Raw genomic sequence first — 22,737 nt, forward strand, 5'->3', positions numbered from 1 at the left:
CGGCGCCACCCGGAGGAACGGGTGCTCAGTCGACGCGGATGACGACCTTGCCGGTGGTGCTCCGCTCGGCCATCGCTCGATGGGCCTGTGAGACGGCCTCGAGCGGGAAGGTCTGGCCGATGACCGCCTGGAGCTGACCTCGCTCGACGAGCGACAGCGCCTCACGGAGTGCCGCCTGACGTTGCTCGAAGGGCAGGGTGAAGGTGGCGAAGCCGCCGATGGACTGGTTCTGGGCCATCATCCCGGTCATCTGCTCACGGCTCCACTGCGTGTCGAACATGCTCTCCGCGCCAAAGAGCACCAACCGTCCCCGGAAGGCGAGGGCCTGGAGGCTCCGGGCGGGAAGCTCTCCACCGCCCGCGACGAAGACGACGTCCGCTCCGAGTCCACCGGTGGCCTCGCGAACCTGCGCGGGCCAGTCCGCCTGGGACGTGTCCACGGCCGCATCCGCGCCCAGGCGCAGGACGAGGTCTCGCTTGGCTTCAGTGCTCGCGCCACCGATGACACGGGAGGCGCCCATCCGCTTCGCGAGCTGCACCAGGAACGTCCCCACCCCTCCAGCCGCGGACGGGATGTAGACCGACTCGCCCTCGCGCAGTCGCGCGCCTTCGCGCAGCCCGAGCAGCGCCGTGGGAGCCTGCGCTGGAAGACAGACGGCCTGCTCGAAGGAGACCGCGTCGGGAAGGGCGAGCACCGTGGCCGTCGGCGCGATGGCGTAGGCCGCGAAGGCGCCTTGATTTGGGAGGATCGCGACGACTCGGGTTCCCTTCGTGAGCCCCTGAACGCCGGGGCCGAGAGCGTCCACGACTCCAGCGGCCTCCAGCCCTGGGACGAAGGGGAGCGGCGGCGTGCCGGGCATGCGGCCCTCTCGCTGGCCCAGGTCGGTGAAGTTGAGCCCCGAGGCGTGCACTCGGATTCGGACCTCTCCTTCCCCGGGCGTGGGCGTGGGAACGTCGTCGAGGCGCAGCTCCTCGGGACCGCCGAACCTGTGCAGGCGAATCGCTTTCATGGTGTCTGTCTCCCGGACGGCGGGCCGTGGGACGAGGAGACTCGTGCTTCCACGCCCGTCGCGTGAGTGGACCTATAGTCCCGGGAGAAAGGACGAACATGCGCCAGAAGTCCGTTTCTCTCGTCCAACCATCCGGCGAAACGCCCGGGCTCGATGTCCTCGCGGACGTACTCCAGGGCGTGCACCTGCGCAGCCGCGTGCACGCGCGCTACGAGCTGACGGCGCCGTGGGGCATGCGCATCGATGGCTCTCCGTTCCCGCTGTTCTACGCGGTGATGCGTGGCCACTGTCTGTTGTCCACGGACGAGCGGGAGCTGTCGCTGGCGGGCGGTGACTTCGTGTTCATCCCCGCCAACGTGAAGTTCACGTTGAAGGACCGGCGTGGCACCCGCGCGCTGCCCATCGCGGAGGTCTATGCGACGCGTCAGCCCATCCGCTGCGGCGGCCTGCTGCACTACGGAGGGGGCGGTGAGGCGGTGACGCTGATGGTGGGCTCCTTCACCTTCGAGGGCGAGACGCTGAGCCCCCTGGTGAAGCACCTTCCGACGCTGCTCCACGTCCGGGCGGATGACCCCAGGTCTCCTCGGTGGTTGGAGTCGACGCTGCGCTTCGTGGCCGCCGAAATCGAGGCGAAGCAGCCTGGGCATGAGACGGTGGTGAGCCGACTCGCGGATGTGCTCTTCGTGCAGGCCTTGAGAGCGCATCTGGAGTCGCCCTCCGGGGAGAACGGCTGGCTGCGAGCGCTGGTGGACCCGCGCATCGGCACGGTGCTCCAGCGTGTCCACGAGAAGCCCGAGGCACCGTGGACACTGGAGGGGCTCGCTCGGCTCGCGGGCATGTCGCGCTCGGTGTTCGCGGAGCGCTTCAAGTCACTCGTGGGCGAGGCACCACTGGCGTACATCGGCCGGTGGCGCATGCACCGGGCGATGGCGCTGATGCGCGGCCGGGACGTCGCGCTGGCGGAGGTGGCGCGCGCCGTGGGCTATGAGACGGAGAGCTCCTTCGGCAAGGCGTTCCGGCGCTGGGTGGGCGTGACACCTGGCGCCTTTCGTCGACAGGCCTGAAGGCCTCACTGCTTCGCCGGAGGCGTCGCCGCTGGCGCCTGTGCGGCGGCGTAGACGGCATCACGCACGGCTCCAGGGAACGCGCCCGACATGCCCTCCAGCGCGGTGTTGGTCAGCGCCACCACCGTGATTCCACTGCGCGGGTCCACGAACCAGTTGTGCCCGTAGGCGCCTCCCCACTGCCACGTCCCCGCCGACTGGGGGCTGTGCGCCTGAGCCGGGTCAATGAGCACCGCCGAGGCGAGCCCCCAACCCCAGCCCGGGCCCTGCGGCTGGGACTCCGGACCCACGTGGATGGCGCCGAGCTGCTCGACGGTGCCCGGCTTCAGCACCGGCGCTCCACCCTTGCGCAGCGCCTCCAGGAACTTCACGTAGTCGCTCGCCGTCCCCACCATGCCCGCGCCCCCGGAAGGGAAGGCACGGGTGTCGAGGGCCCGGCCCGGCGTGTAGTGGACCACGCTCGCGCCGAAGGGAATGTCGTGCGTCTTGTCCATGCGCACCGGGGCTCCCTCGCCGTTCGCGTACGGCGTCGCGAGCCGCGAGACGTCACTGACGCGGAAGCCCGTGTCCTTGAGCCCCAGGGGCTGCGTGACGAGCCGTGAGACGACCTGGGGCAGCGGCGCGCCTCCCGCGCTCGCGACGACGGCGCCCAGGACATCCGTGGCCAACGAGTAGGCCCACTGCTCCCCAGGCTCCGAGGTCAGCGGGACGGTGGCGAGGCGACGCAGGTTCTCCTCCAACGTGAGCCCCGGAGGATTGTCGAGCCCATCCGAGACCTTGGCCTGTGCATAGGCCCCCAGGGCCGGCTGGTTGAAGCCGTACCGCAGGCCCGCCGTGTGCGTCAGCAAGTGGCGCACGGTGATGACGGGCTCGCGTCCATCCGGAAGCCTGGGACGGAACGTGGGCAGCCACTTCGTGACGGGGTCCTCCAACGACAGCTTCCCCTGGTCGACCAGCGCGAGCGCCGCGACGGAGACGAGCGGCTTCGTCATCGAAGCCAGCCGGAACACCGCATCCTCACGCAGGGGCTTCTTCGCCTCGCGGTCCGCGAAGCCCGCGGCGCGTCGATAGAGGACCTCCCCGTCCTTCGCGACGACGACGACGGCTCCGACGATGCGCTGGTCCGCGAGCGCCTTGTCGATGACCGGGTCCAGGCTCGCCGCGAGAGCGCTGGACCCGGGACTCGAGGTGACAGCGCTCGCCACGGCGGCGCGCGGCTCCGACTTCACCGGGGTAGCGGGAGACACACCAAGGCCAGCGGCCACCAGGAAGGTGGCGAACATGGAATTCATCGGACGGGACTCCCTTTTGTGTAGCGGGTGTTATGTAAATAGGGAGCCCGTTTTCCGATTTCAATAGTGAGCGTTATGAAAATCGACCCCACCCCTCGCCCCCGCCCGCGTGGGAGGCCCCGCGAGTTCGATGAGCTGAAGGCGCTGGACCTGGCCCTGGGGGTGTTCTGGCGGCTGGGCTACGAGGGCGCGTCGGTGGCGGACCTCACCCGGGCCATGGGCATCACCGCGCCCAGCCTGTACGCGGCCTTCGGCTCCAAGGAGGGGCTCTACCGGAGCGTCCTGGAGCGCTACCAGACGGGCCCCGGGGCCTACACGTGGAGCGCGCTCACCGAGGAGCCGACCGCCCGGGGCGCCATCGAGCGGGTGCTCCGCGAGTCGGCTCGCATCTTCACCCGTCGCAAGCACCCCCCGGGGTGCATGATTTCAACGGCCGTCCTGCGGTGCGCGGAGGCCCACCAGCCCGTGGCGGACCTCGTCGCCAGCCTCCGCGCGGGCGCGGTGGAGCTGTTTCGCGAGCGCATCGCCCGGGGCATCGCCGCTGGAGAGCTGCCGCCGGGGACGGACGCGAGCGCCATGGCCCGCTACCACGGCGCCATCATCCAGGGCATGTCCGTGCAGGCCCAGGACGGCGCGAGCGAGGCGGAGCTGCTCGGGCTGGTGGACGTGGCGATGCGGGCCTGGGGCGGAGGGGCTGGCCGCCCGCGCGCACGGTAGTCGGCGCGGGGGCGTACCCGGAAAGTCCCAGCGAATCCCGGGGGTTGCGCCGGGTAGGCCGGGGGACGCCGTGGTGGGTGGCGGGTTTGCGGTGCGACGGGCGTCCGAGAGGCTTATCAACACAGGTAAGGATGCCCGACATGACCGCCCAAGAACGCGTCGAGCGCGCCGCCGCGAGCGCGCTGAAGGTCTTCCCGCTGCCGTCGGCGGTGCTGTTCCCCCACACCGTCATTCCCCTGCACATCTTCGAGCCCCGCTACCGGGCCATGGTGAAGGACGCGCTCGCGACGGACCGCGTGGTGGCGCTGGCGCAGCTCGAGGACGGCTGGGAAGGCAAGTACGAGGGCCGGCCGCCGATGCAGTCCATCATGTGCGCCGGTGTCATCGTCTGGGACGAAGAGGTGGAGGAGGGGCGCTACAACATCCTCCTTCAAGGCGTCTGCCGCATCCGCATGGTCTCCGAGCTGACCACGGACAAGGCCTGGCGCGAGGTGCAGGCGCTGGCGCTGCCGGACCTGCCGTACCAGGGGCCCGAGGAGGAGCGGCTGCGTCAGGCCGTCTTCGAGCTGGCCGGGCGCGTGCCGCCGACGTTCGCGGAGAACCTGCTGCCGGTGACGGCCCGCGCGACGGGCGGCAGGCTCGCGGACGTGGTGGCCTCCGCCATCAGCCCGGAGGCCGAGCGGCGCCAGCAGCTCCTCGCCGAGCTGGACGTGAAGAGTCGGCTGGAGGCAGTGCTGGAGGACGTGGGCGACCTCATCGCCCGGCTCCAGCCCGTGCGGCCCTCGGGCCCGTTGAACTGACGAAGTCCGCCCCGTGGCTCTCGGGGCTTGGGGCTTGGGGCTTGCCTTGTGCGGCGCTCCGAGCATTGCTGCGCCCTGCGTCGGAAGTGAAAGGGGAGCGGGAGAACCATGCGGCTCGTGAAAGTCGGCATCGCCAGCGTCAACACCACCGTCGGAGCCTTCGTCCGCAACACGGACAAGGCCCTGGTCCTGGCGAAGCGGATGTCCGAGGACGGCGTCACCGTGGGCGTCTTCCAGGAGCAGCTCCTCGCCGGCTACCCCGCCGAGGACATGGTGCAATGGCAGGGCTTCATCGACCGGCAGTGGCCGGAGCTGGAGCGCTTCGCGCGCGAGACGGTCGCGCTCCCCACCGTCTTCGTCGTCGGCGTGGGCGTGGCGCTCCAAGGCCAGCGCCTCAACTGCGCGGCGGTGGTCGCCGGAGGCCATGTGCTGGGCCTCGTCCCCAAGGAGAAGCTGCCCACCTACAGCGTCTTCTATGAAGCGCGGACGTTCGGCCGCGGCCAGCCGGGCATGAAGGAGCGCTACCGCGGCGTGCCGCTGGGCGACTACCTGTTCCAGTTCGACTTCGGCCTCGTCGCGCCGGAGGTCTGCGAGGACATCTGGAGCGCGGACGGCCCCATGCGCCGGCGCACGTACTCGGGCGCGGAGCTGGTGGTGAACGTCTCCGCCTCGCCCTTCCGGCTGGGCTTCGTGGAGACGCGCCGCGAGCTCATCGCCACCCGCGCCGCGGACCACCAGTGCACCATCGCCTACTGCAACGCGGTGGGCAGCAACGACGGCCTCATCTTCGACGGCGGCGGCTTCCTCAACCAGAACGGCCGCCACGTCATGGAGACGCCGCGCTTCCAGGAGGGCTTCGCCTCGGCCGTCGTCGACCTGGACCGCACCCTGCGCCTGCGCGGCGAGGCCACCACGTGGCGCGTGGACCGTGAGGCGTGGCTGACCACCGGAGGCCAGGCCTCGGCGGTGCTGGACTGCACGGAGGCGGTGCGCACGCGGCGCGAGGCGCTGACGTACCCCGTGCCCGCCAACCGCAGCTTCTTCCTGCCGGCTCCGGACAAGCGGCGGCCCGCGCGCGAGGCGCTGTGCGAGGACGTCCTGGACGCGCTCTCCCTGGGCGTGGGCGACTACTTCGAGAAGACGCGCGCCTTCAAGGTGCTGGGCATCGCCCTGTCCGGTGGACGTGACTCGCTGTTGACGCTGCTCATCGCCCACCGCTACGCGAAGCGCGCGCGGCCGGAGAACCCGGGCTCGCTCATCCAGGCGTTCTACATGCCCAGTCGCTACTCCAGCGACTCCACCCGCGACGCGGCGGAGACCATCGCCCGCGAGCTGGGCGTGTCCTTCCAGAGTGTCTCCATCGACGAGGCCTTCGAGCGCGAGCGCGACGTGGCCGCGAAGATGCTGAACGGCACCCCCGTCACGCCGATTACGGAGCAGAACATCCAGGCCCGCCTGCGCGCCCAGCGCATGTGGAACTGGAGCAACTCCTGCGGCGGCCTGTTCCTCCAGACGGGCAACATGAGCGAGAAGTCCGTGGGCTACACCACCATCGGCGGAGACTTGATGGGCGCGCTCGCCGTCATCTCCAACCTGCCCAAGACGGTGGTGATGTACCTCTTGGACTACCTCCAGGAGGTGACGGGCTACGAGGGCATCCGCAAGGTGCTCGCCAAGCCCGCGGGGCCGGAGCTGGCGCACAACCAGGTGGGTGAGGAGGAGCTGATGCCCTTCCCCATCCTGGATGCGTGCTTCTACCTGTTCGCGAGCGAGAAGCTCACGCCCGCGGAGATGCTCCAGGCGCTGACGCCCATGTTCCCGGAGGTGGAGGCCGCGCGGCTGGGCGGCTATGTGGACAAGTTCGTCCGCCTCTTCACCCAGTCCATCTACAAGTGGGTGCAGTCCCCCTTGTCGCTCCACGTCGGCAACCTGGACCTGGACCGGGAGCGCGCGCTCCAACTGCCCGTCGTCACCAGCTCGGAGTGGATGCGCGAGAAGTAGGCCTGCTCGTGCAACCGTGTTGCCCGGGCTCCACGCCCGGTCGCCTGCTCAGCGAGGAGGCACGCATGGGAGAAGTCTTCCCAGGTGTGCCTTGCCGGATGTGACCTCGCCAACAAGCTTCATGTCAGCCACTCGACGACGGAGGGTTGGATGAAAGCGAAAATTCTGGCAGGCGCCATCGGGGCGCTCCTTTACGGTACCTCGGCACTGGCTTCGGACGGCGACTGCCCGCCACCCAGGGCGAGCGCGGACAACACAGGCAAGGGCGTGTTGCTGGCCCAAGCGCAGGACACCTCCGTGGATGACTCGTATCAGGAGGAAGACATCATCATCGAGACCGAGCCCGTGCCCGACTCCATGGGCGCGGATGACAACTCGGGCATCGGCGGCAGCGGACAGAGCGGGCAGGACGACTCGTCCAGCGGCAGTCAGGCCACACCTCCCGCGGAGGGTGAGCTGCGGATGAACATGCCGCTGCGCTGCGAGCCGGTGAACCAGGACTCCCAGCAGCAGGGCACGGGTGGCAGCGGCTCCAGCGGTCAGCAGGACATCCAGGGCCTCCAGGCCCCGCCGCCGCAGTCCTCGCCGCAGCCGCGTCCGGAGGCGGGCCCCGCGGTGGAGCCTCGCTCCGAGTCATACCCGGCCGAGCCCCAGGACGATGCCTTTGGCGGTAGTGGTGTCGCGGCGCCTCCTCCCTCGGACTTTCGTCCCTCGGCGGATGCCGCGGAGCCTGTCGAGCCGCTCGAGGTGAAGAAGAAGGACAAGAACGACATGCGCGGTCTGAGCGTGCTGGTGGGCGGCGGTGTGGAAGGCTACACCGGCGCGTTGGCACCGCAGATCAACCCGGGCCCCACCGCGGGCGTGACGGCGGCCATCCGGCCGTCCAAGGTGTTCGGCATCGAGCTGGGCTATACCGGCGCCATCAACGACATCGACTCGAAGCGCGGCGAGGTGAGCACGGACGGTCCTGACCTCGTGCGCAACGGTGGAACCGCGGTGGCGACGCTGGGCCTGTTCCCCACCCCGTGGCAGCCGTACGTGCTGGGTGGCATCGGTATCAGCGATTACAACTTCCGGGGCGGCCAGTCGCTGGGCTACCGGGATGACACCGTGGGCACCGTGCCGGCGGGAGTGGGTCTGCGGGGCCACGTGGGCAACTTCACGGTGGACGCGCGCGCCAACTACAACTTCCTGTTCGACAAGGACTTCGCCCCCGGCATCGAGTCCGGCGGCGGCGACTTTGGCAACGGCGGCAGCTACCAGGGCGTCGTCAGCGTGGGTGGTACGTTCTGACGCGGGCGGCCTGAGCTCTTCACGCCTGGCGTGAGTCGGTGGCGCGGTGCCCGGTAGCCAACGGGCCCGCGCCACTGTGCTTTCCAGTGCGGCGCCCCGGGGGGCGGCGAGTTAAGGTGGAGCCTTCTACTGCAACAGGAGAAGGAATGGGCTTGGGTATCGAGGACGTGAAGGTAGGCACGGGCACGGAGGCCACCGCCGGCAAGTCGGTCACCGTGCACTACGTGGGGACGCTGACGAACGGCACCAAGTTCGACGCCAGCCGGGACCATGGTGACAAGGGCTTCACCTTCAAGCTGGGTGCGGGCCAGGTCATCCAGGGCTGGGACCAGGGCGTCGCCGGGATGAAGATTGGCGGCGTGCGCAAGCTCACGATTCCGCCCGAGCTGGGCTACGGCGCGCGCGGCGCTGGTGGTGTCATCCCGCCCAACGCCACCCTGCTGTTCGAGGTGGAGCTGTTGGAAGTCCGCTGAAGTCACGCTCCGCGCTGGCGGGGAGAAACGAGGGCCGTCATGGCGACGGTGGAAATCACCAAGGACAACTTCAAGGATACAGTCGGGAAGAGCGGCATCGTCATCCTGGACTGGTGGGCTTCGTGGTGTGGCCCGTGCCGCATCTTCGCGCCCACGTTCGAGTCGGCGTCCGGCAAGCACGCGGACATCGTCTTCGGGAAGATTGATACCGAGGCGCAGCCGGAGCTGTCCGGAGCGTTTGAGATTCGCTCCATCCCCACGCTGATGGTGTTTCGTGACGGCATCCTGCTCTTCGAGCAGGCTGGCGCGCTTCCCGCCGCCGCGCTGGAGGACCTGGTCCGCCAGGTGCGCGCGCTCGACATGGAGCAGGTGAAGAAGGAAGTCGAGGAGCGCCGGAGCAAGGAAGCCCCCAAGGCTTGAGCCGGTCCCCGTCGGGCGGGCCTTGCGCCCGTCCGCGCCCCTGGCCGGAAGCGTCTCGCGGTGCTTCCGGCCAGTCGGCGGCTCCCTCGCGAAAGAGGGGCTACCAGTGGATGAGCAGCGAGAAGTCCTTGTAGGGCGGCTCGCCGGATTCCAGCTCCACGCGGAAGCGCCGCTCCGGGTTCGTCTTGAGCAGGCCACCGCGCACCAGGCCACTGCACCACGCGGGGCCGAAGAACTCGTCCTTGAAGCGCAGGCGCGCGGTGGTGTCGGAGACGCGCTCGTACTCCCGCTCGCCGAAGGTGCTGGTGGCGTCCGCCAGCCCCGAGCTCACGGACAGGCCGCGGTGCGGGTCTTCCCCGGTGATGGCCATCACCATGGCGCCCACGGGCGCGGAGAAGACGTGGCCAGCGGCGGTGAAGGACAGCTGCTCCACGGCGTGGGAATAGTCCTCGCCCAGCGTGCGCTCCACGGAGCTGGCGCCCTCGTGGAGCAGCTCCAGGTACTCGCGGGCGGGGCGGTGCGAGGGCGCGCCGCGCGAAGGGACACCGGGGACGAGCGCTCCGGCGGCCCGCGCCAGGTTCTGACCCATCCGCTGGGCGATGCTCTCGCGGAGGCTCTGCACGAACAAATCGAGCACCGTGTGCTCGGGAAGGCAGAGGGCCATGCGGGCTTGCAGGTGCAGAGGAGAGTCCATGAGACTTTCCTAGCGGCGCGAGGCCAGCCAAGTCCAGCGGGGGTGGGGTGTCCGCGGGTCGGCCTGTCATTTGGCGACCGTGCAGACACCTCCTCCGTTGAGGTGAGCCTGGTCGACAATGCTCTGGGTGACGAACTCCTGGAGCGTGCGCACATCATGCGCCCCCGGCAGATACATCACGGGCTGACCCGCTGCGTCGCGAAGCTCCTGACCTTGGGCATCCTTCAAGTCGGTGAGGTGCTGTGCGGCGAGCCCCTCCGGGGTGATGAGGCGCTCCGGGCTGGCGGTGGCGGCGATGGCGTCGAAGCGCAGCTGCACGCCTTTGTGGGTACCCAACCTGTCGTAGAACATGTGCTCCGCGTGGATGGTGACCTCCACGTCCGCGCGGGAGCCCTCCGGGACGATGATGCCCTGGGTGCCATCCACCCCGTTGATGCAGTCCACCATGCGTGCCTCCACGGGGAAGCCCATGCGGAAGTCGAAGATGCCCACGCCCGCCTTCACCGCGCGGCCCTCCACCCAGTAGCTGAAGCCGCGCTCGCGCATCATCGCCAGGTCTCCGGCGGAGACCTGACCGTCGGCGAGCTCCGTGTCGTCGCGGGGCGGGCTCACCCGGAAGCCCACGTTCCAGCGGCCCGCCGGCAGGCCCGTCAGCTCCGTCAGCGGGAGGTCGCCCTTCTGCACGTCCACCAGCACGTGGCGGCGGCTCTCGCGCGCCTCGCCCGAGGCGGACGTCAGGGTGAAGTCCCCGAGCGACACGAGGTACTTGGTGAACTGCACGGACCAGCCGTCCTGGAAGAGCGTGTCCGGCAGGCCCCGCTGGGTGCCGTCTCCACCGCTCATCGTCACGCGCACGTCTCCAGGGGGCACGGAGTCACAGGCAGGGAGCACCAGTGTCAGCGCCAGCGCGGCGCAGAGGCCAGGGACGCTCGATTTCAGTTTCATGTTTCTTGGGTGTATATGTAACCAAGTTGCAATTCAAGCGGGCCGTGATGTATCTCCGGGCTGTCGACGTTCCGGTGGCGAGGTGTCCCGGGTGCCGCCGAACCCAGGAGTGAGGTCCTCGCCGTGTGGATTGCGATGGTGGTGTTGTGTGCGATGGGTGCGCTGGAGGAGCCGCCCATTTCGCCGCCGGTCCCGGTGGAGGCGGCGGCGCCGGTGATGCCTGGGGATGCGCCGGTGCTGGAGCACCCGGCGACGGTGCTGCTGAGGCTCACGATTGATGACGTGGGCGCGGTGTCGCGGGTGGAGGTGCGCGAGTCGGCGGGCGCCGTGTTTGACCGGGCGGCGATGGGGGCCGCGGTGCGCTGGCGGTTCGAGCCGGCTCGGCGGGGTGCGGTGCCACTGGAGGTGCAGGTGGATGTGCCGGTCAACTTCGCACCCGCGCGAGCGCGCGAGGCGCTGGCCGGAGAGGCGCTGTCGGAACGGTCGAGGTCCGAGTCCGTGCGAGCCGCCGCCGTGGACGCGTCGCAAGGGGAGACGGGAGCGGGCGCCGTGGACGTGCCGACCGAGGGGTCATCACCGGTGGAGGTTCCCGAGGGTGAATCCACCGACGCGCCGAAGCCGTCCGCTGGAGCGTCTTCTCCCGTGTTCTCCACCACGGTTCGAGGTGCGGCCGAGGCGCCGCCGCCCGTCGCGGTGGGGGACTTCCACATCGAGGTGGGGCAGCTCGCGGACGTCCCGCGCAACTCGGCGTCCGACCTGATGTTGCTCGCGCCCGGGGTGATGCTGGCCAACCATGGAGGTGAGGGCCACGCGGAGACGGTGTTCATCCGAGGCTTCGACGCGGGCGAGGGCAAGGACGTGGAGATGCGCCTCAACGGCGTGCCCCTCAACGAGGTCTCCCATGCCCACGGGCACGGGTACGCGGACACGTACTTCATCATCCCGGAGCTGGTGGACTCGCTGCGCGTCACCGAGGGGCCCTATGACGCCTCGCAAGGTGACTTCGGCGTGGCGGGCACGGTGGAGTACCAGCTCGGCCTCGCGCGTCGCGGGCTCACCGCTTCAGCCGGCTTCGGCAGCTTCGCTTCGCGTCGGCTCGCGCTCGTCTGGGGCCCGCCTGAGTCCAGCGAGGCCACCTTCGTGGGGCTGTTGCTGCGACAGGGGCAGGGCTTCGGTCCGAATCGCTCCTTCGCCAACGCGACCGCCATGGCGCAGGTGGAGCTGCGGCTGGGGGACGACACTCGGCTGCGATTGCTCGGCGCCAGCTATGGGGCCCGGTTCGCGTCGGCGGGCGTGGTGCGGGAGACGGACGTGGTGGATGCGCGGTTGCCGTGCGCGGCGGACGCGGACTCGCAGTTCTTCTGTTTCTATGACGAGAACCAGGGTGGCGCGAGCCAGCGTCACCTCGTCTCCGCGGAGCTTCAGTCGCGGCTCAAGCGCGGCGGCAGGATGGTGCAGCAAGGCTATGTGGTACTGCGGCAGACGCGCATCCGCGACAACTTCACGGGCTTCATCCAGGACACGCCTCCGGGCGAGGACGTGCAGCGCGGAGACGGCACGGAGGGCTACTACCGGGGCAGCACCCTGGGGCTGCGCGGACGCTACATCCCGGGGCTCACCCTGCTGGGACAGTCGCGTCCGCTGGAGCTGGGCTACGTGGCTCGCTACGACGATGTCCGCACGCGCTCGCGACGACTGCGGGACAGCGGCGGCGCGCCGTACTCCACCTTGTTCGACAACCAGGTGCGCACCACGAACCTGGGCGGATATGCCTCCCTTCGCGTGCAGCCGCTCGACTGGCTGGCCCTGCGCGTCGGCATTCGGTTGGACACATTCCTGTTCGGCGTGGAGGACCTGAACCGTCCCGCCGTGGACCGTGATGGGCCGCGCATCCCCGAGGAGTCCCTGGATGCCTATGGCTTCTTCGCCAGTCCCCGGGCCAGCGCGGAGGTGAAGCTGTCACCTCGGCTCACGTGGCTGACCAGCGCGGGGCTGGGTGCGCGCTCCAGTGACGCCGCCGCGCTGTCGGACGCGGAGCTGGCGCCGTATGCGCGGGTCGCCTCGGGAGAGACGGGGCTCGGCTGGAGGCTGGAGGGCGAGGCTCGGCCGTACTCGCTGGAGGCACGCGGCGCGGTCTTCGCCACGCGCGTGTCCCAGGACTTCGTCTTCGACGAGCGACTGGGGCGCAACCAGCCCATCGGCGCCTCGCAGCGACTGGGGGCCTTCGCCACCGGGCGGTTGCAGTGGGCCGACTGGCTCGACGCGCAGGCCTCGATTGCGTGGGCTCGCGCGACGCTGCCTGTGCCGGGGGCGTCGTCGTGGAAGCTGTGGGACGGCGCGGTGATGCCGTACATCCCCGCGCTGCTGGGACGGGTGGACGCCTCGGTGCGAGGCCACGTCACGGTGGGCAGCGAGCGGCTCGGGTGGAACGTGGCGCTGGGACACAGCGCGGTGGGGCCGAGGCCCTTGCCGCTCAATCGCTACAGCGAGCCCGTGTTCCTCTTCGACGTGGGCACGCGTGCTCGCTGGGACTGGATGGAGCTGGGCGTGTCCGTGGAGAACGTGCTGGACGCGCGCTGGCGTGAGACGGAGCTCAACTACGTCTCCAACTTCCGGGGCCCCGACGCGCCCGCGTCACTGCTGGCCACGCGGCACTTCTCCGCCGGAGCCCCGCGCACCTTCCGAGGCACCTTCACGCTGTATCTCGACTTCGAGGAGGACGCTCCATGAGGCACACGTCCCAGCTACCCCACGAGCCCGCCTGGTCGCGGACGATGCCAGCCCTGGCGCGACACCGCGCTCCGCTGTGCGGGGACTCGCCGGAGGGCCTCCCGTGACACGTGCGCTTCGTAGCTCCCGTCGAGCCTTCATGTTGTTCATGGGCGCGGCGCTCGTCGGTGGTGGCTCGGCGTGCGGCCTGTCCGGAACGGGTGGACGGGGCATCATCTTCCGCATGGGGCTGCGCACCGCGCTCGCGCCCGAGGCCTCACGCGTGGGCGAGTTCACCACCGATACAGGCTGGAACGTGCGGCTCGACTCCGCGCGGATGGTGCTCGGGCCCATCTACCTCTTCGAGAAGCCCTCGCCGCTCCAGCAGCAGACGCGGCGCGTCCTCGAGTCACTGTTGAACGTGCTCGTGCCCGCGGCTCATGCACATGACGGAGATTTTTTCTCGGGCGGGACGGTGCTCGGGGAGTGGGACCGCGAGGTGGTGTTCGACCTGCTCTCCGGAAGAGAGGCGCAGGTGCTGGGGCTCGCACCGGGCATCGCGGGCCGGGCGCGCTCCTTCTCGCTGTTGCTCCAGCCTCCGTCGCGAGCACTCGGTGAGGAGGCGGCCTCGCTCGAAGGCCACTCGGTGCTCCTGGCGGGCACGGCCTTTCGAGGAGAAGCCCGGGTGCCCTTCCGTGTGGCGCTCGACTTCCCGCCGCCCGTGGAGCTCCAGCGCGTGGACTTCGTGCCCGTGGATGCGGACCTGGATGACGACGGACTCTTCGTCGTGGAGGTCCGCCCTCATCAGTGGTTCGAGGGAGCGCACTTCGACCGGCTGACGCCTCCGGCTGACGGGAGTCCGGTGGACGTCACGCCCGAGACGCAGGTGCACCGCGCGCTGTCCGTCAACGTGCGGCGCTTCACTGCTTTCTCGGGCGCCTGGGAGCCCGGGGCGGACTGAGCGGCTCAGCTCATTCCGCGCGCCACGGGTACGGGACTCCGGCTGCTCGCGCGCGCCACGCTGATCCACACCAGGGTGACGGCGAGCCAGCCCACGGTGAGGGCTCGCCAGGACAGCGGAGAGCCCGCCTGGACGAGCCACAGCGTCACGGCGCCGCCCATGGCGAACACGCGAGCCATCTCCAGCGGCAGGCCCCAGCGCTTGGACTCCATCATCCCGCCCCAGGCGGTCGCCATGCCCCAGAACAGGACGCTGAGCATCAGCTTCTGCCAGCCCGCGAGCGGCGAGGCGTGGTGGCTGACCAGGAGCATGAAGGGCATCGACGCAATCATCTGGAAGACGAGGTAGCCGCGGATGTTGGGCAGCTCGGTGGACTGGAACTTCACCTCCACGCCCTCACGCTTCCACGGGGTCGCCTCGCGGGCCGGCAGGTCGGCGGGGCGCCAGCCGGTGGGCATCACCCAGAGGCGGAGGCGGTCCCACCAGCTGCGCGTCTTCACCGCGTCACTGAAGAGCTTCCCCCAGAACTGGAAGTTGATGACGGTGGGGTCCCAGGTGTTCGGCGGGGACGTCACCCCGTAGGAGCACTCCTCCGTCTCGTCGGCGTAGGTGCCGAACATCTTGTCCCAGATGATGAGGAATCCCGCGTAGTTCTTGTCGATGTAGAGGTCATTGCGCGCGTGGTGCACGCGGTGGTGTGAGGGCGTGTTGAGCCACGACTCAATCCACCGGGGCAGCTTGGGGATGACGCGCGTGTGGGGGATGAACTGGAGCACCAGGTGGAAGGCCACCATGGCCAGCACCGCCTCGGGCGAGAAGCCGACGATGACGAGCGGCCAGTAGAACAGGAACGAGAAGATGCGCTGCGTGACGCTGGCCCGCAGGGCCACCGCGTAGTTCAGCTCCTCGGTGGAGTGGTGCGGCGAGTGCGCGGCCCAGCCGATGTTGGTGCGGTGGCCGAAGCGGTGGAACCAGTAGAAGAGGAAGTCGACCCCCAGGAAGAGACCGAGCAGCGCCCAAGGGGACGCGACTTCAATCTTCCAGGGCGCGAACTGCCCCAGCATCGTGAAGAGCGGCAGCATCAGCAGCGCCACCGCCACGTTGACGCACTGGTTCAGGACGGCGGTGCCCACGCTCGCGATGGAGTCCTGGAAGCTGTAGTACCCGTTGCGCCTCGCCACGCAGTAGATGAACTCGCCCAACGCCAGGGCGATGACGAAGGGTGTGGCAATCGCGTAGACGTTGATGGACATGGCTCCGGTGTACGGCGCCCGGCTCGATTGCCGCCTTAACCTGGGTTAACCTCCGTCCTCGTCCCCGTGAGATTCCCGAAGCTCTACGAGCAGCTGTCCCCGCTCGGTCCCATTCCCGAGAGTGAGTGGGAGAGGGCCGAGTCGCTCGCGAGAGAGCAGGCGGTGGAGCGCAAGGCCCACTTCCTGCGCCCCGGTGACGCGGCGGACCGCTTCGCGGTGGTGCTCCAGGGGGTGTTCCGTCTGGTGCGTGTGTCGGCGCGAGGCGGCGAGACAGTAAAGGCCTTCCGCGCGGAGGGTGAACTCCTGGGCGCGTATGCGGAGATGCTCCAACGCATGGCGTCGATGACGTCCATCGAGGCGCTGGAGCCCGCACGGGTGCTGGTGTTCCGGACGCAGGACTTCCAGACGCTGGAAGAGGGCCACGGATGCTGGGTGCGCGTGGCGCGCCGTGTCGCCGAGCGGCACTTCCTGCTCAAGGAGAAGCGGGAGCAGGAGTTCCTGGAGCTGTCCGCGGAGGAGCGGCTGGACACCTTCTGGGCGGAGCACCCGCACCTGCGCGGGCGCGTGCCGCAGCGCGACGTGGCGGCCTACCTCGGAATCACCGAGGTGGCCCTGAGTCGCATCATGTCGCGCAAGCGCAAGCGCAAGCGCACGGAGTGAGCTTCACCGCGGCGTCAGTATCGCTCGAAGACGAAGGTGAACTTCTCCAGCGGCGTCGGGCCGTAGGTGAGGCGCAGGAAGCGGTCTCCGGCGGGCGCGGTGAACTTCAGCGTGTGGGTAATCGCGGGGAGGCACACGGCGGGCGCCGGCGTCACGGCGGAGGCAATCACCGTCTCGCTCTCCGTCACGTCGTGAATCACCACGGGGACGTCGTGGCTCAAGTACATGATGACCGGCGCGTCGCGCTCCGCGGAGACAACCTCCGAGTATCCGAGGAACGACGCTCCGCTCGCTGGCAGCGTCAGTTCGTAGAACTCGTGAGGCGAGTCCGTCGCGGGATACATCGTCGTCGGAGATGCACCCGCCCTCACGGCCACGGGAGCCTCCAGCAGCGCGTGCCCGCAGGCGTGCTCCGTGACGCGGTCCCGCTCTCCGGTGGTGAAGTCCAGTCGGCCATTGCCGAGTCCCGCGTGTGCCGCGTCCAGCGTGTTGCCCGCGACATCTCGCAGTGACGTGAGGTCCAGCGAGTAGCGGTTGTCCTCCTCCAGCGGCGGCAGGTCGGCCTCGGGACGTGGAATGGAGAGCGAGAAGGTCAGCGCATCCTCGGACCAGCTACCCGTGAGGACCCGCGCGGTGTTGGCGGGCACGCTCACGTCCAGCAGCGTCACCTGCGCGGCGGTGGAGTCCATGGGCTCGCTGAAGGAGACGCTGACGAGCCGTCGCAGGCTGGTGTTCGTCGTGTCCACCACCTTGTAGGTCTGCACGGGCAGCACGTTCGTCGCGCCCTCCTCGGGGCTGGACGCGGTGACGTGGGGCTTCGTGGTGTCACCTCCCGCATCCGGGCCCGCATCCGTCGGGGTGCCCGCATCCGGCGGAGGACCCGCGTCCGGGCCCGCATCCGTCGGGGTGCCCGCATCGGGACTGGGATTGATGGGGTCGTCGTTGTCGCAGCCCGTCAGGGTCAGGACAGCGCAGGTGGAGAGCAGGGCGGCGACGTGGGACAGACGCATGGTCGGGTGTTTCCTCGCGGGAGAAGCTGGGACGGACGGGTGAAGCGCGGGGCGCCCTCGAACACTGAGGACGCCCCGCTGGAGGGGCCACGGTGGGCCTTGGCTGCGATGGGGTGAGGCTCAGCAGTTGAAGATGGCGGGGTTCGTGTCGTCGCAGTCGAAGCGCGTCTTCGAGTAGCCGGAGTTCACCTCGCAGGCGAAGCGGTAGACGGGCGTGTTGACGCCGTACCCGTCGCCGTCCTGGTCCCGATAGAAGCGGTCCCGGTTGTCGTAGAGGTTCTCGTGGACGATGCGGACCTGATTCCCCGTCGCCGGACCCGTGGCGAGGATGTACTCGCGGCCGGGGACCAGGTCATACACACGGGCCTGAATCAGCGCGCAGCCCGTCTCGGAGACGGACTCGCTGATGAGCGCGGACACGGTGGCGCTGGTGGTGGTGTCCACCACCGTGAAGGCCACGTTCTGCGTCAGGTAGAACGCGATGGACTCCACGGCGAGGCCCGACGGGGAACCGGGCGTGAAGGTCACCGAGCCCTCCGCGCCCGACGGCAGTGACAGCGTGTAGTGCTTGTGGGTCGTGCTGATGTCCGGCGCGGTGGCGACGCGCGTGGCGCTGGCCGTCACGTTCACGTTGTCCCCGCTGTTGTTCGAGTGGGTGCAGGCGTGGGTCGTCATCAGCGTGTCATCCACCGACACGCAGCCCGCCTCCAGCGACGCCTCCAACTGGCCCGCCGACTCCTGCTCCGCCTCGTCCACGGGACCGCAGGCCGCCAGCGACAGCCCGAGCAACGCACCGCAAAGGGTCTGCTTCAGCATCTTCATTGTGGGGTTCCTTTCAAACGCCGGGCGCGACGCGCGGGCACCGAAGCTGGCATCCACCGCCACTCCACGGCGCGGGCATTCATGACTTAAATGTAATTGAGTTGCAATAACGAGGCGGACGTTTTCCTTGGACGGGCGTGCATGGCTATTCGAGGTGTTCGATGACCATGCCGACCTCGGAGAGCGAGGTGGGGCCCAGGGTGAGGGTGTACTGGACGCGGTCTGTCAGCTCGTAGCCGACCATGTGTCGCAGGCCCGAGCAGAAGTCGCCCGTGGGCTTCGTTCCCGCTGGGGTGAGCTGCGTCTGGATGGCGGTCTCGACCCAGGTGACGGGCACGTCGGGCGTGCTGAGGTAGACGACGAAGTCACCGCTGGCGAAGGCCTTGTAGCTGAAGGTGCCCGTGTACTGGCCGTTCTCCTCGCGGAGCTTCACCGTGTAGTGCGTGTGGAAGTCGTCCACGCGCGGGTTGCGACTGGTGGTGGCCGCCACGGTGACGTAGGGGCCGTGAGAGACGTGCCAGCAGGCGTGCTCTCCGTTGTCGCCGAAGTCGAAGCCGTCGCTGGGGACGTAGTTGGGGTCCACGACACAGGCGAGGCCCTGGGGCGCGGCGACGTGGCCCTTGTTGCAGTGACACCAGTCACCCTCGGCCTCACGGTGGATGTGTCCATTGGGAGCGCACGGGTCTTGCGGCTCGGGCTCGACGTTCGGGGGCGTCTCGCCACCATCGCAGGCGGAGACCGCCATGGCGCACGAGACCAGAAGGGCACGGAGGTTCAATCGCATGCGGGAGCTCTCCATGAAGAGGTGGGCGGAATGCCCGGAGCGCTCCGGGCACCCGCTGGGGGGTGAGACGACGAGGACTACTCCTCGTGGTGGTGCCCGGCCTCTTCGACGACGAGCGTGAAGGAGGCGTTGCGGCTCAGGATGGAGCGGAACTCCAGGTAGTACTCGGTGTCGGCCTCCAGGTCCGCGATGACGGCCGTCTTCAGCACGTCACACACGTCCGTGGGCACCTGGTAGCGGCACTCGCGCGCGACTTCGAGACCCGTCGCCGCGTCGTAGATGCGCAGGCCCCGGTGGCGCGACAGCATGAAGGCGAACTCTCCGGACTCGTCGGGGAGGAAGGACACGCGGCCCGCCCAGCCCCAGGAGTTCGTGTTCCACGGGAGCGTGAGGTTGTACGCGGTGTGAGGCGTGCTGACGTCCACCAGCACGGGCGCGCCCAGGGCGGCGGCGGTGGCGGCTTCGAAGGGCCCCAGCTCCGCGTGGATGCAGGCGTGCTCCACGACTTCGGCCAGCTCCTCCGGCTCCTCGCAGGAGGGCAGCATGCCGAGCAGCGCGGACTCGTCGGTGGACAGCTCGGGCTGGGCGACTTCCTCTTCGGCGGCGGTGGTGCCGCAGCCGGTGAGGAGGAGCGCGACACTGGTGGCGAGCAGGGACTTCTGGAACAGGGACTGAGACTTCATCGAGGGACTTCTCCTTGTGGGACTGCTGGGGTGAATCAACGGTGAAGGGGTTCAGGGCGCGTCCGGCGGGAGGACGACCCAGGCGGCGGAGACCTCACCCGAGGGGAGGTGCTCGGCGGGCAGTTGCAGGTGCGCGCTCCCACCGGGGAGTCGCAGCTCCGGCGTGAGACGGAAGGCCGCCTCGAAGGAGGCCGCGTCCGGGAAGGTGACGCGACTCACGCAGCCCGCGGCGAAGCAGCGCGGTGCCTCCGGTGACTGGACGGGCAGCACGCTCGTCGTCACCTGCTGGCGCCAGAGGTCCAGGGCCTCGCGAGCCTGCCGCGTCCAGGGGGCCTGGCTCTCGCCCGAGGCGACCAGTGAGGCGAGCACGGCCTCACGGCGCGCGGCGGGCTCGGGGGCGGCGCCGCGCAGGGCTTGAACGACGCGCAGCCTGGGCTCCGAGGGAGGCCGGCGCGCTCGGACAGAGGGCGCGGGTTCGAGTCCCGAGGTGTCGAGCGCCGACGGAGTGTCCGTCTCGGGAGGTCTCGTGGGCTCTATCGCGGAGACGCGGAGCGCGGGGCGGGGCGGCGGGCCTTCTTCGGCGATGCGTGGCGCCCGCGCGGACTCCGTCGCCGGGGATGCCTCCGTGAAGGAGGGCTCCACGGGGCGGCGAAGCAGCACGGACGTGATGCCCGCGAGCGCGAGTCCCGCCACTCCCGCGCTCCAGATGAGTCTGTTCATGACGGCCGCTCCTGCTCCGTGACTGACGGGAAACGCGAGGTCGTGTCCGACCCCGAACGTCAGCGAGCCCCGCAAATATGCAACTGATATCTAAAAGTAATCAAGTTGCATTTACGGCGCGGACTCGACGCCTGTTCGCGGTCGGGTGCATCGACGCGTGACGCCCGTCAGCGGGTTGTCCGGTGGGGGAGGCTCGGAGATGGCGCGTGTTCCTGGAGGACGCGTCCGCTCACGCGAAGGCGAGTGGGCGCCGTCGGCGGGTCGTCGTCACCGAGGCCGCGAGCTTCAGCCTGGATGCGGCTCGACAGGCGTGTCCGGCGCCTGGAGCCCCGTCACTTCCGTGTCAGACGGCGGGCTGCTGGGGCCAGGTGAAGCCGGAGGGCGTGGTGCCGTTCGTCTGCATCACCTGGATGAGGGCGTCATTCAGCTTCAGGAGCTGGCGCCTGCTGTCCGGGGTGATGTTCCGAGGGTTGGCGAGGTTCGTCAGCTCGTCGGGGTCCACATCCAGGTCGTACAGCTCGTACTCGAAGACGCCGCCGTCCTGCGTGAAGTACGCGGCGTACAGCCATTGCTTCGTGCGCAGCGCGCGGATGTGGCCGGGCGTCGTGGCGGGCATGCCCTGGGCCAGCGCGGTGTCGTCGAAGGTGAAGTGGATGGAGTCCTGGAGGGACGTGGTGGGGGCGGTAAACAGCGGCGACAGGTCGATGCCCTTGAACTGCCCCGGGAAGTCCCCCAGCACGCCGGCCACGGAGGCCAGCGTGGGCAGCAGGTCGATGTGGCTGGCGAGCTCCCGCGTCACGACACCCGAGGGGAACAACACGGGGTTGGAGATGATGAGCGGAACGTTGAGGGTTTCGTCGTAGGCGTTGAAGGTCTTCTCGACGAGCCCATGGGACAGGCCCATCTCCCCGTGGTCCGCGAGTCGGACGACGAGGGTGTTGTCGGTGAGGCCGCGCCGCTCCAGCGCCTGGAGCAGCGTCATGATGTCCTGGTCCACGAGCGTCTGGAGGTACGCGTAGAAGCGCGCGTAGCTCGTCCGCTCCGCGTCGCTCCATGCGGGGACGTTCCAGTTCTTCCCGCTCGCCTGGAACCAGGACTGCACCGAGGGCTTGGTGGACAGGTCCTCGTTCCACGACGCGGGAGGCTGCTGGGGCAGCGACGCCCAGTCGGCGGGGTCGTAGCCCGAGTCCTTGTATTGGAAGGGCGCGACGTAGACGTCATGCGGATTGACGAACGAGGCGACGAGGCAGAACGGCGTGCTCGCGTCCGCGCTCTCGAGGAAGTCGAGCATGCTCGGCCCCGTGCCCGGAGGCTTCTCCGCGGCTCCGGTGACGGTGCCCAGGTAGCGCGCGTCGTTGTTGTAGCCGCCCGCGCCCTGCGTGCTCCCGGCTGCCAGGGACGTGCCCGCGTCTGGCCCATCCCAGGGCCCGAAGCCGTGCGTCGGAGGCGGATTGCCCAGGTGCCACTTGCCCCGATAGCCCACCCGGTAGCCCGCCTTCGCCATCACCTGGGCCAGCGTGGTGAGGCCAGTGGGCAGGGACTGCTCACCCGTGTCGACGACGCCCGTCTGCGCGGGGAAGAGGCTGGTCCACAGCGTGGCCCGACTGGGCGAGCACATGCAGGTGTTGGTGAAGGCCCGCTCGAAGCTCAGCCCGTTGCGCGCGAGGTGCTGGAACGAGGGCAGGTGCCGCTCCGCCCAGCCCTGGGGCCAGTGGCGGAACCGGCGCTGCTGATCCGTCAGGATGATGAGCAGGTTGGGCGGCGTGGAGGCGTTGCCGAGTCGCATGGGCCACTCCAGGACACGAGGGACTCCAGCGTACTCCGCGACGTGCCCCCACGCCGGAGCGCGAGCCGTCAGGCCGCGTTGGCGGTGACGCCTACGTCCTCGACGGCGGTGAGGCGGGGGTGAGGCGTGGCGCGAGAGCCATCCGCGTCGGCCTCCTCCGTGGCCTGCTCCTCCGCGCGGTTCCAGCAGCCCAGCGCCTCCACCCAGCCCTCGAGCAGGTCCATCAGCGCGCTGCGTTGCTCTCCACCCAGCGGCATCAGGAGGCGCGCCATCCGCTCCTGCACCACCGTGTCCGCGCGCTCCGCCAGGGCGCGGCCCTGCTCGGTGAGGCGCACGCGCACGCGGCGGCGATCATGCCGGACGGAGCGCTCGCGCTGGACGAGCTTGGCGTCCTCCAGGCGGTCCAACAGCCGGCTCAGTCGAGGCAGGGCGATACCACCCAGGCGGTCGGCGAGCACGTTGACGGGCAGCAGGCTCTCCGCCTTCAGCCACCAGATGGCCTGTACCTCCATCGGGTCCAGCTCCTGGTGAGGCAGCGCTCCCAGAGGGCTGCTGAGGGCGCCGCAGCGCGCCACGTCAATCACCAGGTTCCGCAACCGCGCCACCTGCACACGCACTTCCGCCGAAAGCTCGGACATCTT

General features: G+C 69.4%; 22 protein-coding genes. 10 read left to right on the forward strand and 12 right to left on the reverse strand.

All coding sequences use genetic code 11. From position 1 onward, the window contains the following. Nucleotides 1-25 precede the first annotated feature (25 nt). Nucleotides 26-1,009 (reverse strand): quinone oxidoreductase family protein, encoded by a 984-nt coding sequence (locus tag ACN469_RS18415; RefSeq protein WP_498769673.1) that lies wholly within the window; start codon nucleotides 1,007-1,009, stop codon nucleotides 26-28. Nucleotides 1,010-1,107: 98 nt separating this feature from the next. Between ACN469_RS18415 and ACN469_RS18420 the strand changes: the two genes are divergently transcribed. Beyond that, nucleotides 1,108-2,073, forward strand: a complete 966-nt coding sequence (locus tag ACN469_RS18420) for an AraC family transcriptional regulator (RefSeq protein ID WP_498769675.1) — start codon at nucleotides 1,108-1,110, stop codon at nucleotides 2,071-2,073. 5 nt (nucleotides 2,074-2,078) lie between these two features. Here ACN469_RS18420 and ACN469_RS18425 read toward each other — a convergent pair whose 3' ends face one another. Further along, nucleotides 2,079-3,365: a serine hydrolase domain-containing protein gene (locus ACN469_RS18425; RefSeq protein WP_498769677.1), complete on the reverse strand. Its 1,287-nt coding sequence runs from the start codon at nucleotides 3,363-3,365 to the stop codon at nucleotides 2,079-2,081. Nucleotides 3,366-3,440: 75 nt separating this feature from the next. Between ACN469_RS18425 and ACN469_RS18430 the strand changes: the two genes are divergently transcribed. The 6 genes from ACN469_RS18430 (at nucleotide 3,441) to trxA (ending at nucleotide 9,069) form a co-directional block, all read left to right on the forward strand. After that, nucleotides 3,441-4,082 carry a TetR/AcrR family transcriptional regulator gene (locus ACN469_RS18430; RefSeq protein ID WP_498769679.1) on the forward strand — a complete coding sequence of 214 codons (642 nt, stop codon included), beginning with the start codon at nucleotides 3,441-3,443 and terminating at the stop codon, nucleotides 4,080-4,082. Nucleotides 4,083-4,222: 140 nt separating this feature from the next. Further along, nucleotides 4,223-4,882 (forward strand): LON peptidase substrate-binding domain-containing protein, encoded by a 660-nt coding sequence (locus tag ACN469_RS18435; RefSeq protein WP_498769681.1) that lies wholly within the window; start codon nucleotides 4,223-4,225, stop codon nucleotides 4,880-4,882. 108 nt (nucleotides 4,883-4,990) lie between these two features. Further along, nucleotides 4,991-6,883 carry an NAD(+) synthase gene (gene nadE / locus ACN469_RS18440; protein ID WP_498769683.1) on the forward strand — a complete coding sequence of 631 codons (1,893 nt, stop codon included), beginning with the start codon at nucleotides 4,991-4,993 and terminating at the stop codon, nucleotides 6,881-6,883. Nucleotides 6,884-7,033: 150 nt separating this feature from the next. After that, nucleotides 7,034-8,176 (forward strand): outer membrane protein, encoded by a 1,143-nt coding sequence (locus tag ACN469_RS18445; RefSeq protein ID WP_498769685.1) that lies wholly within the window; start codon nucleotides 7,034-7,036, stop codon nucleotides 8,174-8,176. A gap of 146 nt (nucleotides 8,177-8,322) precedes the next feature. Continuing rightward, the gene (locus ACN469_RS18450; protein ID WP_498769687.1) at nucleotides 8,323-8,649 is read left to right on the forward strand and encodes an FKBP-type peptidyl-prolyl cis-trans isomerase; all 327 of its coding nucleotides are present in this window, start codon (nucleotides 8,323-8,325) and stop codon (nucleotides 8,647-8,649) included. A 39-nt stretch (nucleotides 8,650-8,688) separates the two neighbouring features. Then, nucleotides 8,689-9,069, forward strand: a complete 381-nt coding sequence (gene trxA / locus ACN469_RS18455) for a thioredoxin (RefSeq protein ID WP_498769689.1) — start codon at nucleotides 8,689-8,691, stop codon at nucleotides 9,067-9,069. A 100-nt stretch (nucleotides 9,070-9,169) separates the two neighbouring features. Here the strand turns inward: trxA and ACN469_RS18460 are convergent, their stop codons facing one another. Together ACN469_RS18460 and ACN469_RS18465 are read right to left on the reverse strand one after the other, a co-directional pair. Beyond that, the gene (locus ACN469_RS18460) at nucleotides 9,170-9,763 is read right to left on the reverse strand and encodes a DUF2378 family protein (protein WP_498769691.1); all 594 of its coding nucleotides are present in this window, start codon (nucleotides 9,761-9,763) and stop codon (nucleotides 9,170-9,172) included. Nucleotides 9,764-9,829: 66 nt separating this feature from the next. Next, complete coding sequence (locus ACN469_RS18465; RefSeq protein WP_498769693.1) at nucleotides 9,830-10,708, reverse strand: hypothetical protein; 879 nt, start codon at nucleotides 10,706-10,708, stop codon at nucleotides 9,830-9,832. Between the two features lie 153 nt (nucleotides 10,709-10,861). Between ACN469_RS18465 and ACN469_RS18470 the strand changes: the two genes are divergently transcribed. Both ACN469_RS18470 and ACN469_RS18475 read left to right on the forward strand, forming a co-directional pair. Further along, nucleotides 10,862-13,438: a TonB family protein gene (locus ACN469_RS18470; protein WP_498769804.1), complete on the forward strand. Its 2,577-nt coding sequence runs from the start codon at nucleotides 10,862-10,864 to the stop codon at nucleotides 13,436-13,438. 139 nt (nucleotides 13,439-13,577) lie between these two features. Then, nucleotides 13,578-14,378: a hypothetical protein gene (locus tag ACN469_RS18475; RefSeq protein ID WP_498769695.1), complete on the forward strand. Its 801-nt coding sequence runs from the start codon at nucleotides 13,578-13,580 to the stop codon at nucleotides 14,376-14,378. 5 nt (nucleotides 14,379-14,383) lie between these two features. Here ACN469_RS18475 and ACN469_RS18480 read toward each other — a convergent pair whose 3' ends face one another. Next, nucleotides 14,384-15,631, reverse strand: a complete 1,248-nt coding sequence (locus ACN469_RS18480; RefSeq protein ID WP_498769697.1) for a sterol desaturase family protein — start codon at nucleotides 15,629-15,631, stop codon at nucleotides 14,384-14,386. A gap of 66 nt (nucleotides 15,632-15,697) precedes the next feature. Between ACN469_RS18480 and ACN469_RS18485 the strand changes: the two genes are divergently transcribed. Next, nucleotides 15,698-16,291, forward strand: a complete 594-nt coding sequence (locus tag ACN469_RS18485; RefSeq protein ID WP_498769699.1) for a Crp/Fnr family transcriptional regulator — start codon at nucleotides 15,698-15,700, stop codon at nucleotides 16,289-16,291. 14 nt (nucleotides 16,292-16,305) lie between these two features. Here the strand turns inward: ACN469_RS18485 and ACN469_RS18490 are convergent, their stop codons facing one another. From ACN469_RS18490 to ACN469_RS18520, 7 genes are all read right to left on the reverse strand, one after another. Beyond that, nucleotides 16,306-17,301, reverse strand: a complete 996-nt coding sequence (locus ACN469_RS18490; RefSeq protein ID WP_498769701.1) for an Ig-like domain-containing domain — start codon at nucleotides 17,299-17,301, stop codon at nucleotides 16,306-16,308. A 120-nt stretch (nucleotides 17,302-17,421) separates the two neighbouring features. Next, the gene (locus tag ACN469_RS18495) at nucleotides 17,422-18,123 is read right to left on the reverse strand and encodes a hypothetical protein (protein ID WP_498769703.1); all 702 of its coding nucleotides are present in this window, start codon (nucleotides 18,121-18,123) and stop codon (nucleotides 17,422-17,424) included. A gap of 145 nt (nucleotides 18,124-18,268) precedes the next feature. Further along, the gene (locus tag ACN469_RS18500) at nucleotides 18,269-18,907 is read right to left on the reverse strand and encodes a hypothetical protein (protein ID WP_498769705.1); all 639 of its coding nucleotides are present in this window, start codon (nucleotides 18,905-18,907) and stop codon (nucleotides 18,269-18,271) included. 77 nt (nucleotides 18,908-18,984) lie between these two features. Then, nucleotides 18,985-19,590: a hypothetical protein gene (locus tag ACN469_RS18505; protein WP_498769707.1), complete on the reverse strand. Its 606-nt coding sequence runs from the start codon at nucleotides 19,588-19,590 to the stop codon at nucleotides 18,985-18,987. A 51-nt stretch (nucleotides 19,591-19,641) separates the two neighbouring features. After that, on the reverse strand, nucleotides 19,642-20,310 hold the full coding sequence (locus ACN469_RS18510) for a hypothetical protein (RefSeq protein ID WP_498769709.1): 669 nt from the start codon (nucleotides 20,308-20,310) through the stop codon (nucleotides 19,642-19,644). 343 nt (nucleotides 20,311-20,653) lie between these two features. Next, a complete protein-coding gene (locus ACN469_RS18515; protein ID WP_498769711.1) occupies nucleotides 20,654-22,096 on the reverse strand; it encodes a sulfatase family protein in 1,443 nt (480 codons plus the stop codon). Nucleotides 22,097-22,164: 68 nt separating this feature from the next. Beyond that, nucleotides 22,165-22,734: a MarR family winged helix-turn-helix transcriptional regulator gene (locus ACN469_RS18520; protein ID WP_498769713.1), complete on the reverse strand. Its 570-nt coding sequence runs from the start codon at nucleotides 22,732-22,734 to the stop codon at nucleotides 22,165-22,167. Nucleotides 22,735-22,737 lie beyond the last annotated feature (3 nt).

The sequence above is a fragment of the Corallococcus terminator genome (assembly GCF_049194865.1).
Classification (GTDB): domain Bacteria; phylum Myxococcota; class Myxococcia; order Myxococcales; family Myxococcaceae; genus Myxococcus; species Myxococcus terminator_A.

What these genes read in the sequence shown, in the direction of transcription:
- ACN469_RS18415 (WP_498769673.1), bottom strand. Translation starts at nt 1,009, where the DNA reads ATGAAAGCGATTCGCCTGCACAGGTTCGGCGGTCCCGAGGAGCTGCGC.
- ACN469_RS18420 (WP_498769675.1), top strand. Translation starts at nt 1,108, where the DNA reads ATGCGCCAGAAGTCCGTTTCTCTCGTCCAACCATCCGGCGAAACGCCC.
- ACN469_RS18425 (WP_498769677.1), bottom strand. Translation starts at nt 3,365, where the DNA reads ATGAATTCCATGTTCGCCACCTTCCTGGTGGCCGCTGGCCTTGGTGTG.
- ACN469_RS18430 (WP_498769679.1), top strand. Translation starts at nt 3,441, where the DNA reads ATGAAAATCGACCCCACCCCTCGCCCCCGCCCGCGTGGGAGGCCCCGC.
- ACN469_RS18435 (WP_498769681.1), top strand. Translation starts at nt 4,223, where the DNA reads ATGACCGCCCAAGAACGCGTCGAGCGCGCCGCCGCGAGCGCGCTGAAG.
- nadE (WP_498769683.1), top strand. Translation starts at nt 4,991, where the DNA reads ATGCGGCTCGTGAAAGTCGGCATCGCCAGCGTCAACACCACCGTCGGA.
- ACN469_RS18445 (WP_498769685.1), top strand. Translation starts at nt 7,034, where the DNA reads ATGAAAGCGAAAATTCTGGCAGGCGCCATCGGGGCGCTCCTTTACGGT.
- ACN469_RS18450 (WP_498769687.1), top strand. Translation starts at nt 8,323, where the DNA reads ATGGGCTTGGGTATCGAGGACGTGAAGGTAGGCACGGGCACGGAGGCC.
- trxA (WP_498769689.1), top strand. Translation starts at nt 8,689, where the DNA reads ATGGCGACGGTGGAAATCACCAAGGACAACTTCAAGGATACAGTCGGG.
- ACN469_RS18460 (WP_498769691.1), bottom strand. Translation starts at nt 9,763, where the DNA reads ATGGACTCTCCTCTGCACCTGCAAGCCCGCATGGCCCTCTGCCTTCCC.
- ACN469_RS18465 (WP_498769693.1), bottom strand. Translation starts at nt 10,708, where the DNA reads ATGAAACTGAAATCGAGCGTCCCTGGCCTCTGCGCCGCGCTGGCGCTG.
- ACN469_RS18470 (WP_498769804.1), top strand. Translation starts at nt 10,862, where the DNA reads ATGGGTGCGCTGGAGGAGCCGCCCATTTCGCCGCCGGTCCCGGTGGAG.
- ACN469_RS18475 (WP_498769695.1), top strand. Translation starts at nt 13,578, where the DNA reads ATGTTGTTCATGGGCGCGGCGCTCGTCGGTGGTGGCTCGGCGTGCGGC.
- ACN469_RS18480 (WP_498769697.1), bottom strand. Translation starts at nt 15,631, where the DNA reads ATGTCCATCAACGTCTACGCGATTGCCACACCCTTCGTCATCGCCCTG.
- ACN469_RS18490 (WP_498769701.1), bottom strand. Translation starts at nt 17,301, where the DNA reads ATGCGTCTGTCCCACGTCGCCGCCCTGCTCTCCACCTGCGCTGTCCTG.
- ACN469_RS18495 (WP_498769703.1), bottom strand. Translation starts at nt 18,123, where the DNA reads ATGAAGATGCTGAAGCAGACCCTTTGCGGTGCGTTGCTCGGGCTGTCG.
- ACN469_RS18500 (WP_498769705.1), bottom strand. Translation starts at nt 18,907, where the DNA reads ATGCGATTGAACCTCCGTGCCCTTCTGGTCTCGTGCGCCATGGCGGTC.
- ACN469_RS18505 (WP_498769707.1), bottom strand. Translation starts at nt 19,590, where the DNA reads ATGAAGTCTCAGTCCCTGTTCCAGAAGTCCCTGCTCGCCACCAGTGTC.
- ACN469_RS18510 (WP_498769709.1), bottom strand. Translation starts at nt 20,310, where the DNA reads ATGAACAGACTCATCTGGAGCGCGGGAGTGGCGGGACTCGCGCTCGCG.
- ACN469_RS18515 (WP_498769711.1), bottom strand. Translation starts at nt 22,096, where the DNA reads ATGCGACTCGGCAACGCCTCCACGCCGCCCAACCTGCTCATCATCCTG.
- ACN469_RS18520 (WP_498769713.1), bottom strand. Translation starts at nt 22,734, where the DNA reads ATGTCCGAGCTTTCGGCGGAAGTGCGTGTGCAGGTGGCGCGGTTGCGG.